At 68.8% G+C, this 15,199-nt stretch carries 9 protein-coding genes; 6 read left to right on the top strand and 3 right to left on the bottom strand.

What is annotated here, in order from left to right:
* Nucleotides 1–273: 273 nt before the first annotated feature.
* The 5 genes from ACFOY2_RS16805 to rhaS all read left to right on the top strand — a co-directional run bounded on the left by ACFOY2_RS16805 (nucleotide 274) and on the right by rhaS (nucleotide 6,100).
* Complete coding sequence (locus ACFOY2_RS16805) at nucleotides 274–1,239, top strand: hypothetical protein (protein WP_379528957.1); 966 nt, start codon at nucleotides 274–276, stop codon at nucleotides 1,237–1,239.
* A gap of 210 nt (nucleotides 1,240–1,449) precedes the next feature.
* Nucleotides 1,450–2,958, top strand: a complete 1,509-nt coding sequence (locus ACFOY2_RS16800) for a sugar ABC transporter ATP-binding protein (RefSeq protein ID WP_379528956.1) — start codon at nucleotides 1,450–1,452, stop codon at nucleotides 2,956–2,958.
* A gap of 61 nt (nucleotides 2,959–3,019) precedes the next feature.
* The gene (locus ACFOY2_RS16795; RefSeq protein ID WP_379528955.1) at nucleotides 3,020–4,054 is read left to right on the top strand and encodes an ABC transporter permease; all 1,035 of its coding nucleotides are present in this window, start codon (nucleotides 3,020–3,022) and stop codon (nucleotides 4,052–4,054) included.
* Nucleotides 4,044–5,015: an ABC transporter permease gene (locus tag ACFOY2_RS16790; protein WP_379528954.1), complete on the top strand. Its 972-nt coding sequence runs from the start codon at nucleotides 4,044–4,046 to the stop codon at nucleotides 5,013–5,015. Before ACFOY2_RS16795 ends, ACFOY2_RS16790 begins: the two co-directional genes overlap by 11 nt.
* Nucleotides 5,012–6,100, top strand: coding sequence for a rhamnose ABC transporter substrate-binding protein (rhaS, locus tag ACFOY2_RS16785; RefSeq protein WP_379528953.1), 1,089 nt, complete (start codon nucleotides 5,012–5,014; stop codon nucleotides 6,098–6,100). Before ACFOY2_RS16790 ends, rhaS begins: the two co-directional genes overlap by 4 nt.
* A 10-nt stretch (nucleotides 6,101–6,110) precedes the next feature.
* Here rhaS and ACFOY2_RS16780 read toward each other — a convergent pair whose 3' ends face one another.
* The 3 genes from ACFOY2_RS16780 to ACFOY2_RS16770 form a co-directional block, all read right to left on the bottom strand.
* Nucleotides 6,111–6,830, bottom strand: a complete 720-nt coding sequence (locus ACFOY2_RS16780) for an SGNH/GDSL hydrolase family protein (protein ID WP_379528952.1) — start codon at nucleotides 6,828–6,830, stop codon at nucleotides 6,111–6,113.
* A gap of 64 nt (nucleotides 6,831–6,894) precedes the next feature.
* Nucleotides 6,895–7,800 carry a sensor histidine kinase gene (locus ACFOY2_RS16775; protein ID WP_379528951.1) on the bottom strand — a complete coding sequence of 302 codons (906 nt, stop codon included), beginning with the start codon at nucleotides 7,798–7,800 and terminating at the stop codon, nucleotides 6,895–6,897.
* 165 nt (nucleotides 7,801–7,965) lie between these two features.
* Nucleotides 7,966–12,066: a HAMP domain-containing protein gene (locus ACFOY2_RS16770; RefSeq protein ID WP_379528950.1), complete on the bottom strand. Its 4,101-nt coding sequence runs from the start codon at nucleotides 12,064–12,066 to the stop codon at nucleotides 7,966–7,968.
* 262 nt (nucleotides 12,067–12,328) lie between these two features.
* Here ACFOY2_RS16770 and ACFOY2_RS16765 point away from each other — a divergent pair, with 262 nt between their 5' ends.
* Entirely contained in the window at nucleotides 12,329–15,181 is a 2,853-nt protein-coding gene (locus ACFOY2_RS16765; RefSeq protein WP_379528949.1) for a helix-turn-helix transcriptional regulator, read from the top strand.
* Nucleotides 15,182–15,199: the final 18 nt, after the last annotated feature.

Raw genomic sequence — 15,199 nt, 5'->3', positions numbered from 1 at the left:
TCAACGGCGGGATGGCTTCGTGAAGATTTGAAGCATTTTCGAAGCGTGTGGTGCTGTTGCTAGCGTGACCCGGCCAGGGAGCACGAAGGAGTGGGACGTATGGCGCAGTGGTCGGGGGGACCGAACGATCAGCACAGGCACGGGGGGCCGCCGGGGCCGCCACCTCCACCGCCGCCCCACGGCTATCCGCCCCCGCCGCCACCACCTCACGGCTATCCACCGCCGCCCCATGGCTATCCGCCCCCGCGCCCGCCCAAGCGGAGCCGGGGCGGGGTGGTCGCGCTCGTGGTGGTGCTGTCGCTCGTGGTGGTGGCCGCACTCGGCGGCGGCGGGTGGTTCCTGTGGCAGCGGACCACCGGCGGGGCCACCGCGCAGGCGGGCGACCCGAGCACCCTGGAGGTGCTGGGCAAGGGCACGCTGAACGAGAGCGACGTCCGCGGGGTGGACGCCACGGCGCTGTTCTACGCCAGCTTCAAGAAGCTCGTCACGCAGCCTGTCCTGCACACCACGCAGGAGTCGTACACCGAGAAGGACGAGTACGACAACAACGAGCCCGGCTACCGCTGGGAGAGCGCGTTCGACTACAAGGCCAAGGAGTGGCAGATGTTGTGGGGCTCGGCCGACGCCGGCAGCCCGCTCATGCTCTGCCTGAAGGGCGGCTCCCACAACTACAGCTCCTCGGTGAAGCGGTGGTACGACCCGCGCCCCACAGACTCCTTCTGCCAGGAGAAACGCGCCTGGCGCTTCGTCAGCGACGGCCTGACCGCCGGCGGCCTGACCGAGGCCCAGGCCGACACGTGGGTGAAGGATCTGCAGAGCGAGCAGAAGGGATTCGTCAACCCGGGCGAGGCCCGGCTGACCGAGGTCAAGGGCAAGCAGTACCTGCGGCTGGTCGTGGACTACAAGGCGGTCAAGCAGAGCGACGGGATCTACTACGGCGGGCAGATGCTCATGTGGTCGTTCAAGAAGACCGGGCTGGACCCGGAGTCGCATCCCTACTTTTACAACGGCGGGCTGGGCACCGGCTACCACGTCGTCTACTACATCGACCCGCGTTCGATGCTGCCCGCCTACACCGAGGTCGAGCAGACCCCGCCGCTCGACCGTAACGGCAAGCCGCGCGAGCCCGACTTCTACAAGGTGCGCGTGGAGTACCACTGGCCGGGCAAGATGCCCGGCATGAAGCCGTCGGGCAAGCCCACGTGGCCGAAGCTCACCTGGCCGCGCGACAAGGCCTGACGCACGAGGCGAGATCTTGCAGCGCCCATGGCAAGAACGGTGAAGAACCGGCTGTCGCGGCGAATCACCCGATCTTCCATTTAAAACGTGTCAAGCTCAAGATTTTGCCGCGTCCCTGAGCCTTGACGAAACCTCACGGTCAACTTACCGTCCGGGTTCAGTAAAACGTTTTTGCCGAGAGGTCAAGGACATGAGATCTGGAGCCCGCAGGTGAGCGAACCGGCCCCGGTGCTGGCGCTCGTCGAGGTGAGCAAGACCTTCGGAGCGGTACGCGCGCTCGACGGCGTGAGCCTCGAACTGCGCGCCGGCGAGGTGCACGCCCTGGCCGGGGAGAACGGGGCGGGCAAGTCCACCCTGGTCAAGACGTTCGCCGGAGTGCACCGCCCCGACTCAGGGCAGATCCTGCTGAACGGCCGCCCCGTCGTCTTCCACGGCCCGGCCGACGCCCAGCACGCCGGCATCGCGGTCATCTACCAGGAGCCGACGCTCTTCCCCGACCTGTCGGTGGCCGAGAACATCTTCATGGGCCGCCAGCCGCGCGCCGGGCTCGGCCGGATCGACAGGAAGGCCATGCACGCCCGTACCGCGGAGCTGTTCGCCCGGCTGGGCGTCAGCCTCGATCCTCGGCGGCCCGCGCGCGGCCTGTCCATCGCCGACCAGCAGGTCGTGGAGATCGCCAAGGCGATCTCGCGGGACGCCAAGGTGCTGATCATGGACGAGCCCACCGCGGCGCTCACCGCGCAGGAGACGGCCCGGCTGTTCTCGGTGGTCAGGGCGCTGCGGGAGCACGGGTGCGCGCTGCTGTTCATCTCGCACCGGCTGGAGGAGATCTTCGAGCTCTGCCAGACGGTCACGACGCTGCGCGACGGACGCCGCGTGGCCTGCGAGCCCGTGGCCGGGCTGACGGCCGACGACCTGGTCACCCGGATGGTCGGGCGGGAGCTGGACGACCTCTACCCCAAGCAGGAGGTCACGCCGGGCGAGGTCGTGCTGAAGGTGTCCAGGCTCACCCGCGAGGGCGCGTTCACCGACATCTCCTTCGAGGTGCGGCGCGGGGAGATCGTCGCCCTGGCCGGCCTGGTCGGCGCGGGCCGGACCGAGGTCGCACGGGCGATCTTCGGCGTCGACCGGCCCGACGCCGGGACCGTCGAGGTGAGCGGGCGGCCGCTGCGCCCCGCGAGCCCCATGGCGGCGATGGCCGCCGGGCTGGCGCTCGTCCCCGAGGACCGCCGCCAGCAGGGGCTGATCATGGAGATGTCGATCGAGCGGAACCTCGGCCTGACGCGCCTGCGGGCGCTGCGGCGCGGGCCGTTCATCTCGCGGGCGCTCGAACGCGCCAACGCCGCCGACTGGGCCGTGCGCTTCCAGCTCAAGTACGGCAGGACCGGCGATCCTGCCGGCGTCCTGTCCGGCGGGAACCAGCAGAAGGTCGTGCTGGCCAAGTGGCTCTCCACCGGCCCCACGGTGCTGATCGTGGACGAGCCGACCCGGGGCATCGACGTCGCCACCAAGGCCGAGGTGCACCGGCTGCTGTCGGAGCTGGCCGCGCAGGGCCTGGCCGTGCTCATGATCTCCTCCGACCTGCCCGAGGTGCTGGCCATGGCCGACCGGATCCTGGTCATGCACGAGGGCCGGCTGGCCGCCGAACTGCCCAGGAGCCAGGCCGGCGAGGAGTCGGTGATGAGCGCCGCCACCGGGCAGCGGAAGGACACCGTATGACCGAGCTTGTCGAGGTCATCAATGAGCAAGGAATCATGAGGCCGACGAAGGAGGCCGCATAATGGTGGCCACCACGTCGACGGCGCCGACTCGGCCAGGGGGTGGACGGAGCCTGCTCGATCTGGTGCTGCGCGCCAGGGAGCTGAGCATCCTCGGCGCGCTCGTCGTCCTCGTGGCGGCCACCGCGATCGCCAACCCGCGCTTCCTGTCGGCCCAGGGCATCGAGGACATCTTCCTCAACGCCTCCATCCTGGCGCTGCTCGCGATCGGCCAGACGCTCGTGGTCATCACCCGCAACATCGACCTGTCGGTCGGCTCGGTGGTGGGCCTGGTCGCGTTCGTCACCGGCAAGTACGTCTCGGAGGCCGGGCACGGCCTGCTCGCCGCCGTGCTGCTCGGCCTGGCCATCGGCGCGGTGTGCGGGCTGGTGAACGGCCTGCTGGTCAGCCTGTGCGGGGTGCCCGCCCTGGTCGTCACCCTCGGCACGCTCTACGTGATCCAGGGCCTGGACCACTATCTCGCGCACGGTCAGCAGATCAACGCCGCCGACGTCCCCCAGCCCCTGCTCGATCTCGGCAGCGGGAACGTCCTGGGCGTCCCGTACCTGCCGCTGATCGCGGTGCTGGTGATGCTGGCCGTCGGCTACTACCTGCGCTCCTACCCGTCCGGCAGGGAGTTCTACGCGATCGGGTCCAACCCGGAGGCGGCCCGCCTGGCGGGCGTGCCCATCCGGCGGCGGGTGCTGACGGCGTACGTGATGAGCGGGTTGCTCGCCGGCGTCGCCGGGGTGTTGTGGCTGGCCCGCTTCGGCACCGTGATCGCCGACAACGCGCACGGCTGGGAGTTGAAGGTGGTCAGCGCCGTCGTCGTGGGCGGCGTGGCCATCGTCGGCGGCGTCGGGACGGTGTACGGGGCCGCGCTCGGCGCGCTGCTGCTGACCACGATCGGCAGCGTGCTGGTCGTCCTGAAGGTGAACGCCTTCTGGCAGGACGCGCTCATCGGCTTCCTGCTGCTGCTGGCGATCAGCGTGGACCGGCTGCTCGCCGTCCGGATGACCAGGGCCCTGCGCAGGAGGAACGCCCGCCATGCCTGGTAACCTCGGCCGTTTCCTGCGGTGGGACGTCGTCGTCACCGCCCTGCTCGTCGTCGTCTTCTTCGGCGGCCTCGGCGCCGACCCGAACTTCGGCAACGCCGACAACCTCGCCTTCGCCCTGGGCGACCTGGGCGAGATCGCGCTGATCGCGCTGCCGATGACGTTGCTGGTCGTGTGCGGCCAGGTCGACCTGTCGGTCGCCTCGGTGCTCGGGCTGGCCAGTGCGCTCACCGGGTACCTGTGGGACGCCGGGGTGCCGTTCGAGACGATCATCCCGCTCGTGCTGGTGGTGGGCGTGGTGTGCGGGCTGGTCAACGGGCTGCTGGTGACCCGGCTCGGGCTGCCGTCGCTGGCCGTCACCATCGGGACGCTGACCCTCTACCGAGGCCTGGCCTACGTCGTGCTCGGCACCGAGGCCGTCTCGGAGTTCCCGCCGCAGTACACCGCGCTCACCGGCAACGTGCCGGGGCTGCCGGTCCCTTACCAGGTCGCGCTGTTCGCGGTGCTGGCGGTGGCGACGGCGCTGCTGCTGCACGCCACCGGGTTCGGGCGGTCGCTGTTCGCGATCGGCAGTTCGGAGGACACCGCGTTCTTCGCCGGGATCGGCGTCAAGCGGATCAAGCTGCTGCTGTTCACGGTGTCGGGGCTGGTGGCCGCGTTCGCCGGGATCGTCTTCACGCTGCGTTACGGCAGTGCCCGCGCCGACAACGGCGCCGGGCTGGAGCTCACCGTGATCGCCGCGGTGCTGCTCGGCGGCGTGGACTTCGACGGCGGCAAGGGCACACTCGGCGGGGTGATCGCCGGTGTGCTGCTCATCGGGGTGCTGCGCAACCTGCTCATGCTGAACGACGTCACCACCGAGATCCAGGCCATCGTCACCGGCCTGCTGCTGATCATCTCGGTGCTCACCCCGCGGTTGATCACACTGGCCCGCAGGCCCCCCGTTGAAAGGTTCCTCCAGTGACTCTCTCGGTGAGATCCCGGCCCTCGGCGCTCGCGATGGTGAGCGCCCTGGTCCTGAGCCTGGCCGCGTGCGGCGGCACCACCAAGGAGTCGGTGCGGACGCAGGCCCCCGCACCGGCCGCCTCCGGCGCTGCCTCCGCCTCGGCGAACCCCGACGCGCCGATCAAGGAAGGGCTGAAACTGGCCTTCCTGCCCAAACAGATCAACAACCCGTACGAGACGATCGTCGACGAGGCCGGCATCGAGGCGGCCAAGGAGTTCAAGGCCGAGGCCAAGGAGGTCGGCCCCTCCGACGCGTCGGCGTCCTCACAGGTCTCCTACATCAACACCCTCGCCCAGCAGGGCCAGGACGCCATCCTCATCGCCGCCAACGACCCGAACGCCGTGTGCGGCCCGCTGCGGCAGGCCCGCTCCAAAGGCATCAAGGTCGTCGCGTACGACTCCGACACCAGCAAGGACTGCCGGGACATCTTCATCAACCAGGCCAGCTCCGAGGACGTCGGCCGCAGCCAGGTGCGACTGCTGTCGGAGCTGATCGGCGGCGAGGGCGAGATCGCGATCCTGTCGGCCACGGCCAACGCCACGAACCAGAACACCTGGATCGAGTTCATGCAGGACGAGCTGAAGAAGCCGGAACACGCCAAGATGAAGCTGGTCAAGATCGCCTACGGGGACGACGACGACCAGAAGTCCTTCCAGCAGACGCAGGGGCTGCTGCAGGCCTACCCGAACCTGAAGGGCATCATCTCGCCGACCACCGTGGGGGTCTCGGCGGCGGCTCGCTACATCTCCGGCTCCAAGTACAAGGGGAAGGTGACGCTGACCGGGCTCGGGACGCCGAACCAGATGCGCAAGTTCGTCAAGGACGGGACCGTGAGCAAGTTCGCCCTGTGGAATCCGAAGGATCTGGGATACCTGGCGTCCTATGCGGCGGCGGCGCTGGTGTCGGGGCAGATCAGCGGCGGCGAAGGGGAGAAGTTCACGGCCGGGAAGCTCGGCGAGCGGACCATCGGGGCGGGCGGGGAGATCATCCTGGGGCCGCCGTTCACGTTCGACAAGTCCAACATCGACGAGTACGACTTCTGACCGCGCTCCCCTACCGGTCGAACAGCCGGGCGGGGACGGCCTCGGCGAGGGCTTTGTACCCGGCCGGGCTCAGATGCAGGTGGTCACCGATGTCGAACCGCGGCAGGAGCCGCCCCGGTTCGGCCGGGTCGCGTACGGCCCGGTCGAAGTCGATCACGGCGTCGAACCCGCCGCCGGTGCGGATCCAGTCGTTGACCGCCTGCCGCGCCGCCTCCCGATGCCCCTCGTCGTAGGGATCGTTGCCGCCGAAGGGGGTGAGCGTGGCCCCGTACACGAGCAGGTCGTGAGCCTGGGCCCGGACGATGATCTGCTCGTAGGCGGCGATGAGGTCGTCGGCGGCCTGCTTCTGGGCGGCCTGGCCCGGTTCGGCCGTGCCGAGGTCGTTGACGCCCTCGAACACGATCAGCCACCGCAGGCCGCTCAGCGCGAGGATGTCGCGGTCGAACCGGGCCAGGGCGCTCGGGCCGAGTCCGTCGGAGAGCACCCGGTTGCCGCCCGCGGCCTGGTTGGCGACGGCGATGCCCGTGCTGTGCAGGCGGTCGAAGAGCTGGTCGGGCCAGCGGTCGTTGCGGTTGGTGGTGGACCCGCGCCCGTCGGTGAGCGAGTCGCCCAGCAGCGCCAGCGCGGACGTGGTGTAGGGGGCGGGCGGCAGGTCGGCGGGCTCGGCCCGCTGCGGCATCGCGGTCCACGTGGCGACCCAGGCCCCCGAACCTTCTCGGCTCACTGTCACGATTCCCTCCACATCAGTGGAGGGTGATCCTAAGTGATTCTCCGCCCTCGGACGTGCGCGGTCTTCAGCGCGATCCCTCGGCGAGATCGTACGAGTGGACCTGCCTGGACGACGCCAGACCGTCCGCCAGCGGGAGCCGGAACACGAAGCGGGCCCCGCCGCTGGCGGATTTGCCCACCTCGATCGTGCCGTGATGGGCTCTGGCGATCTCATGGGTGATCGCCAGGCCGAGCCCCGTGCCGTCGAGGTCACGCTTGCGGGAGGCGTCAAGCCGGACGAACCGCTCGAAGATCCGTTCGCGGTCGGCCTCGGCGATCCCTTCGCCATCGTCGGAGACGATCAGCTCGACGCCGCTTCCGTTGCGGCGTACCTCGACCTCGACCTCGCGCGTCGCGTGCCGCTGGGCGTTGTCCAGCAGGTTGGTGAGCACGCGGACGAGGTCGTTGCGGATGCCCATGACCATCGCCCCGGGCTCGAGCCGCAACTCGTTGCTGAGCCGGTCCGGCCGGCGGCGGATCTCCGAGGCCACCAACTCCGCCAGGTCGACCAACTCCGGCTTCCTGGCGCCGTTGTGCCTGCTCTCGTTCCCCGCCGCCTCGATCCGTGACAGCAGGAGCAGGTCGGTGACGATCGCCTCCAGCCGCTGGACGTCGGACAACGCCTGATCGATCAGTTCCTCCACGCACGTCTGGCGTGGGTTCAGCCGCGCCTCCTCCAAGCGGACACGCAGACCGGCGATGGGGTTGCGGAGTTCGTGTGAGACGTCGGAGGCGAACCGGCGCTGCCGCTGGAGCGACTGTTCCAGCCGCCCCATACAGCGAGTGACAGATCGGGTGAGCCGGGTGACCTCGTCCTCGCCGGGAAACGTCAGGAGTTCGTCGTGCACGGGCCAACGGTGTTCGTGGCCGTTCGCGGTTCCCGGGGTGCCGAGAGCGTCGACGTACTGGCGCAACTTCGTCAGGCGATCCATTGTGGGGCATCCTCACTTCGCCCAGCTCCGCCGGTACCGGATCCGGGCACATGATCCTGAGATTGATTCTCATCGATGCCCCGCCGCCGCACATCACACATCCGTGCAGGTCGGCGGTAAGAATTCGCCCCGAATTCGCACTCTGGCCCCTGGAGTCACATGAGGTTACTCCTCGGTGCCGCCCGTATCCAGCAGGTCACAGGCGACGTTGAGCAACAGGCTCACATCGGCCGGTTTGTGCACGTACTCGTTGGCACCGGCGGCGAGCGCCTTCTCCCGCTCCCCGGCGATGACCTTGGCGGTCAGCGCGATGATCGGGAGATCGGCGTGACGGGGATCGCTGCGGATCGCCCTCATGGCCTCGTAGCCATCCATCACGGGCATCATGATGTCCATCAGGACGAGCGACACCTTCGGGTGGCGTGCGAGCGCCTCAAGGCCCTCCTCGCCGTTCGCGGCGTGTATCACCGACATCCCCGCCCGTCCGAGGACGTGGGTGAGCGCCGTGACCAGGCGGGCGTCGTCATCGACGATGAGGACCTGGGCGCCCGGCAACACCTCCGCCGCACGATCAGTTTTGGGCTCACCTGTTCGATACGGTCGGGTCCTGCGGTCGGCGGGCCCGCGGTGGACGGTCAGGTCGGCCACCTGGCCGTCGGTCGCGGCGGCGACGGGCGGCGGCTCCGCAGGCACCGGTTCCGCCTGCGCGGGTGCGGCTGTCGCCGCCTCCACATGGTCCGGGGGCAGTTCCCCCCGATCCTCCGGGAGTGGGCGGACCACAGGCACGTAGAGCGTGAACCTGCTGCCACGGCCCAGCCCGCTCTCGGCCACGATCTTGCCGCCGAGCAGGCCGGCGAGCTCGCGGCTGATGGACAGGCCGAGACCGGTGCCGCTGGTGTGGCCGCCGGGCCCGTGCACCTGCTCGAACGCCTCGAAGATCGTGGTGAGCTTCTCATGCGGGATGCCGATGCCGGTGTCCTCGACCGTGAAGGCGATCACGTCCTCGGCCGAGCTCAGAGACTCGTCGTCGATGTCGGCCGCCCGCTCCACGCGCAGCTTGACGTGGCCCTCGGAAGTGAACTTGAACGCGTTGGACAGCAGGTTGCGCAGGATCTGCTGGAGCCGCTGCCCGTCGGAGTAGAGGTCGTGCGGCGCTTCCTCGGACACCTCGATGTCGAAGGCGAGGCCGTGGTCGGTGGCGATGGGCCGGAAGGTGGTGTTCACGTAGTCGAGCAGCGTGGCCAGCGGCAGGTACTTCGGCCGGATGTCCATCCGGCCGGCCTCGACCTTCGACAGGTCGAGAATGTCGTTGATCAGCTGCAGCAGATCGGAGCCCGACCAGTAGATGTTGTGCGCGAACTGCTCCTCTTCCGGGGACAGGTGGCCCTCGGCGTTGTCGGTCAGCAGCCGGGCGTAGATGAGCAGTGAGCTCAGCGGGGAGCGCAGCTCGTGCGACATGTTCGCGAGGAATTCCGATTTGTATTGCGAGGCGGACGACAACAGCGCCGCCTTCTCCCCAAGCTGCTCGTTGGAGCGCTGCAGCTCGGCTTGCTGCGCCTGCAGCTCCACGGAGCGTTCCTGAAGCTGGGTCGTCAGCCGCTGCGACTCGCTGAGCAGCGCCTCCGTACGCGAGTTGGCGATGATGGTGTTGATCGCGACACCGATGGTGTCGACGAACTGGTCGAAGAAGGCCAGGTGCACGTCGGAGAAGCGGCTGAACGAGGCCAGCTCGATGACGCCGAGCACCTTGTCCTCGAAGGGGATCGGGATGATGACGACGCTCGTCGGCGTGCCCTCCCCGAGGCCCGAGCGGATCTTGATGTAGTCGGACGGGGCGTCCGCCACGAGGATGCGCTTCTTCTCCTGGACGGCCTGCTGCACGAGGCCATGGCCGGGCATTCCCGTGGTGTCCACGGTCCGGCCCTGCGAACCGTAGCCGGCGATGTAGGCGAGCCCCCTCCCGGGCCCGCCCTCACTGTCGGTGTCAGCCAGGAAGAACGCGCCGTACTGTGCGTTGACCAGCGGGGTGAGCTCGCGCAGCACCAGGTCGGCGACCTCCGTGAGGTCACGGTGCCCCTGCATCAGCCCGGCCAGGCGGGTGAGGTTGGACTCCAGCCAGTCCTTGGCCCGGGTGGTCTCCCGGAGGTTGGAGACCATCTGGTTGATGTTGTCCTTCAGCTCGGAGACCTCACCGCGGGTCTCAACGGCAATGACTCGGGACATGTCACCCTGCGTGACGGCGGAGGTCACCTCGGCGATGGCGCGGACCTGCGTGGTGAGGTTGAGCGCGAGCTCGTTGACGTTGTCCGTCAGGTCCTTCCACACACCCGACACCCCACGCACCTGCGCCTGACCACCCAGGTTGCCCTCGGTGCCGACCTCGCGGGCCACCCTCGTCACCTCGGACGAGAACGACGACAACGTGTCCACCATCGTGTTGATCGTCGACTTCAACTCCAGAATCTCACCACGCGCGTCGACATCGATCTTCTTCCCCAGATCACCCTGCGCCACCGCGGTCGCGACCTGAGCGATGTTCCGCACCTGCGAGGTCAGATTGTCCGCCATGAAGTTGACGTTGTCCGTCAGGTCCTTCCACACACCCGACACCCCGCGCACACGCGCACGCCCGCCGAGCCGCCCGTCCGTACCGACCTCACGAGCCACCCGCGTCACCTCATCCGCGAACGCCGACAACTGGTCGACCATCGTGTTGACCGTGTTCTTCAACTGCAGAATCTCACCCTGAGCATCCACAGTGATCTGCTTCGACAAATCACCGTTCGCGACCGACGTCGTCACCTCGGCGATATTGCGCACCTGCGTGGTGAGGTTGAGCGCGAGCTCGTTGACGTTGTCCGTCAGGTCCTTCCACACACCCGACACCCCACGCACCTGCGCCTGACCACCCAGGTTGCCCTCGGTGCCGACCTCGCGGGCCACCCTCGTCACCTCGGACGAGAACGACGACAACGTGTCCACCATCGTGTTGATCGTCGACTTCAACTCCAGAATCTCACCACGCGCGTCGACATCGATCTTCTTCCCCAGATCACCCTGCGCCACCGCGGTCGCGACCTGAGCGATGTTCCGCACCTGCGAGGTCAGGTTGTCCGCCATGAAGTTGACGTTCTCGGTCAGGTCCTTCCACACACCCGACACCCCGCGCACGTGCGCACGCCCGCCGAGCCGCCCGTCCGTACCGACCTCACGAGCCACCCGCGTCACCTCATCCGCGAACGCCGACAACTGATCGACCATCGTGTTGACCGTGTTCTTCAACTGCAGAATCTCACCCTGAGCATCCACAGTGATCTGCTTCGACAAATCACCGTTCGCGACCGACGTCGTCACCTCGGCGATATTGCGCACCTGCGTGGTGAGGTTGAGGGCCATGAAGTTAACGTTGTCGGTGAGGTCCTTCCACACCCCGGACACTCCGCGCACCTGCGCCTGACCGCCCAGTTGTCCCTCGGTGCCGACCTCGCGGGCCACCCGGGTCACCTCGTCGGCGAACGCGGAAAGCTGATCGACCATCGTGTTGACGGTGAGCTTCAGCTCCAGCAGCTCACCCGTCGCCTCGACGGTCACCGACCGCGTCAGATCGCCGCGCGCGACCGCGGTCGTCACCACGGCGATGTCCCGCACCTGGGCGGTGAGCCTGCCGGCCATCGTGTTGACGGCATCCGTCACGTCCCGCCAGCTGCCGGACAGCTCGTTGACCTCGGCGCGACCGCCGAGACGTCCTTCCGCGCCGACCTCGCGGGCCACCCGGGTGACCTCACCCGTGAACAGTGAGAGCTGGTCGACCATCTGGTTGACCGTCTCCCCGAGCCGGCGCAGGCTGCCACACAGCGGCCGGCTGTCGTCGTGCAGGTCGACCCGCTGGGTGAGGTCGCCTCCCGCGACCGCCTCCAGGACGCGCGTCGCGTTCGCGGTCGGTACGACCAGCACGTCGACCAGGGAGTTCGCCGTGCCCACGGTGGCCGCCCAGGCGCCCTGGCCGGGGCTGGCCGACAGCCGCTCGTCGAGCCGGCCGTGACGCACGACCTCGCGGCGGACCCGGCTCAGCTCGTCCACGAAGTGCAGATTGCGGTCGGCGATCTGGTTGAAGACGGCGGCGAGCTCGGCGGGCATGCCGTCCTGGTCGATCGGCAGCCGGACCCGGAAGTCCCCGTCCCGCAGGGCCTCCATCGCGGCCAGCAGCGGGCGCAGCTCGACCGAACGAATCGCCTGGGGAGGAGCGGTGGAACTCTGGACACCCATCGACGTAGTCCCCCTTCATCGGTGTCCGTTCATTCAAGTTATCCACGCTATATCTACATCCACACCTTTTGCCATTCTTTGATAATATTTTGGATTTAAATGACGTTTATCAATTCACATCACCCCATTATGGCTCACTGGAAAACCTGGCATATCCCACATTCGTGTAGTGTGCGGTGTTTCATGAGATCAACGTTGCCGGCGGGCCGAACCCGGGAATGTTGCGCGCGGTGTGAGCCTGTTGTGTGATGGACCTATGGGGGTGAACCAGGGGGATAACCGCCCATATACGGTCGGTGCGGACACCGAGGCGCCGTTGTCCCAGCCTGGCTGGCGTGGCCGAGCTCGCGAATGGCGCCCCGTCGCCGCTCTCCTGCGGGCCATCGAGACAGGCCAGGGCGGCGTCGTGCTGGTCGAGGGCTGCTCGGGCATGGGCAAGACCCTCCTGCTCCGCAAGGCCACCGAAGCCGCCCTGCGAACCGAGATCGCGGTCGCCCACGGCGCGGCCGACGAACTCGGACGTCTGGCACCCCTGGCCCCGCTGGTGACGGCGCTCGACGAGCCGGCCCTCATGTCACCGGACCCCACGACGGGGTCGGCGGCCGATCTACGGCTGGCGCTGGTCGAACGGCTGCGCGCCCTCCTGGAGGAGCGGGTCGGGCGAGGGCCGATCCTGATCACCCTGGACGACCTGCACTGGGCCGATCCGACCACCCAACTGGTGCTCCGATCACTGCTGCCGGAGCTCACCTCGTATCCGCTCGGGTGGATTCTGGCCCGTACCAGCGCGATCGGCGACCCTGGCGTGGAAAGGCTGTTCGAACTGCTGGAGCGGGAGGGCGCCGACCGGATCATCCTCGGGCCGCTGGACGACCTGGCGGTGGCCGAGATCGCCTTCGACACCCTGGGCGCGGCACCTGGGCCGGACATCCTGGAGATGGCGGCAGAGGCGAAAGGAAATCCGTTCCTGCTCGTCGAGATGCTGAGAACGTGCAAGCTCGAGGGCATGGTCAAGGTCGCCGGGGGCAGCGCGCGGCTGACCTCGCCGGCATCCGTTCAGGTGGGCGCGCGAAGCCCCCTGGTCGGCCTGTCCGCGCCGACCAGACGGCTGATCCAGGTGGCCGGGATCCTGGGCCGCTCGTTCTCCGTCGACGATCTGGCCGAGCTGATCGGCGAACCGGTCGACGCACTGCTGCCGGGACTGGCCGAGGCGGTCCGCGCGGGTATCGTCGTGCCCGCCGTGGACCGCCTGACGTTCCGGCACGACCTGCTGTGGCGGGTCGTCACGGACATGATCTCCGAGCCTGTGCGCACGGCACTACAGCGACAGGCCGGATGCATGCTGATGCGACGCGGCGCGGTCGTGCCCGCCGCCGCGCACTTCATGCGCTGCGCCAGGATCGGCGACACCCGGGCACTCGACGGGCTGGACCGAGCCGCACAGGCGGTACTGCCCTACTCGCCGCAGTCCGCGGTGGACCTCGCCATGCGGGCGCTCGAACTCACCGGCGCGGCCGACCCCGATCTTCTCGCCCGTACGGCGACGGCCGTAGAGGCGCTGACGGCCGCCGGACGGCTCACAGAAGCGATCGAATCCGCGCGGGCGGCGCTGCGGCGGGCTCCGCCGGGGCCGTGGACCGATCGTATGCGGTGCGAACTGGCATCCGTCCTGCTGCAGAGCGGCCGCGCGGCCGAAGCCGTGGCCGAGGCCGAGGGGCTGCTCGCGCAGCACGGCCTCGACGACGAACTGCGCGGCGTCACCGAACTCACGGTCTTCCACGGGCTGCTGGCGTTGCACGACTTCGGGCGGGGCCGGGCCCGGGCGAACGCAGTCCTCACGGACCGGGCAGGGCACAAGGACACCGCCCTGGTCGGCGCGCTGCTGCTCAAGTCACACATCGCCTGGGAGGAGGCGCGGGCCGCCGACGCCTTCCGCGACGTCCACGAGGCCGTACGCGTCGCGAGCACCGGGTCCGCCGCCGCCCGGCGCGCTCACCCGCGACTGTTCCTGATCCGCTGCCTCTTGGGGGTGGGATGGTACGCGGAGGCCGAGAGCGTCATTCAGGCCGCCGCCGCGGACTCTGAGACCTATGGGCCGACCTCCCATGTCGCCAGCCCGGCATTCTTCCGGGCCTGCCTGTCGCTGGCCACCGGCCGCCCCGACGATGCCGCCGCGGAGGCCGGGGCGGGATTGAAGGCCACCGAGGAGATGGGCGCCTACGCCTACGCGCTGCTCGGGCTGGCGATCCTGGCCATCCTCGAGTTGCGCCGCGGCAACGTGGAGGCGGCCGCCGGGCACATCGAGCACATCGAGGCCAAACAGCTGGCGGCGCACGGCCCCATGTACGGGTCGGTCTGGAGCACCTGGGTCGGCGCGCTGGTCAGTGAGGCCCAGAGTGGCCCGGAGCGGGCGATGGAAGCGCTTGACACCTGCTACTCCGACCTCAGGACTCGGCGTTGGATGCTCATGCTCGAACCGAACGCGGCGGCCTGGATGACCCGTACCGCCCTGGCAGCCGGACGCCGCTCGGCCGCCACGCGCATCGTGGAGACGGCCCGGCAGATCGCGCACGACAACCCCGGCTTCCCCTCTCTGGCCGCCTCGGCCGCCCACGCGCACGGCATCCTCCATGGGGACGCCACAGCGCTGGCCCAGGCGGCAGCACACCACAGCGACCCGTGGGGGGCCGCCTCCGCCGCGGAAGATCTGGGAGTCCTGCTGATCTCCGACGTTCCTGACGGCGCCTGCGACAGTGACACCAAGGCCGCCATCGCCAGGTTCGACGAGGCAGCCGACGGCTATGTGAAGATCGGCGCGCTGCGGGACGCGGCCAGGACGCGCGCCCGGCTGCGCAAACTGGGCGTACGCCGCCGCCACTGGACCTACGCGGATCGGCCCGACACCGGATGGGACAGCCTCACCGACACCGAACGCAGCGTCGCGGCCTTCGTCTCCCAAGGACTCACCAATCGTCAGGTGGCCACCCAGATGTTCCTCTCCCCTCATACGGTCTCGTTCCACCTGCGCCAGGTCTTCCGCAAACTCGGCATAACCTCCCGGGTGGAGTTGGCGCGCAACGCCCCGCCTCAGGAGACTTCGGCGAATGACGGCTGACCACTTCCCCGGGCGGCG

The sequence above is a fragment of the Nonomuraea purpurea genome, from assembly GCF_042650645.1.
GTDB lineage: Bacteria > Actinomycetota > Actinomycetes > Streptosporangiales > Streptosporangiaceae > Nonomuraea > Nonomuraea purpurea.
This window is presented reverse-complemented; position numbering and strand designations above follow the sequence as displayed.

Bases quoted from the DNA above. Each gene is read 5' to 3' on its own strand.
- ACFOY2_RS16795 (WP_379528955.1), top strand. From the start codon at position 3,020: ATGGTGGCCACCACGTCGACGGCGCCGACTCGGCCAGGGGGTGGACGG.
- ACFOY2_RS16775 (WP_379528951.1), bottom strand. From the start codon at position 7,800: ATGGATCGCCTGACGAAGTTGCGCCAGTACGTCGACGCTCTCGGCACC.
- ACFOY2_RS16770 (WP_379528950.1), bottom strand. From the start codon at position 12,066: ATGGGTGTCCAGAGTTCCACCGCTCCTCCCCAGGCGATTCGTTCGGTC.
- ACFOY2_RS16790 (WP_379528954.1), top strand. From the start codon at position 4,044: ATGCCTGGTAACCTCGGCCGTTTCCTGCGGTGGGACGTCGTCGTCACC.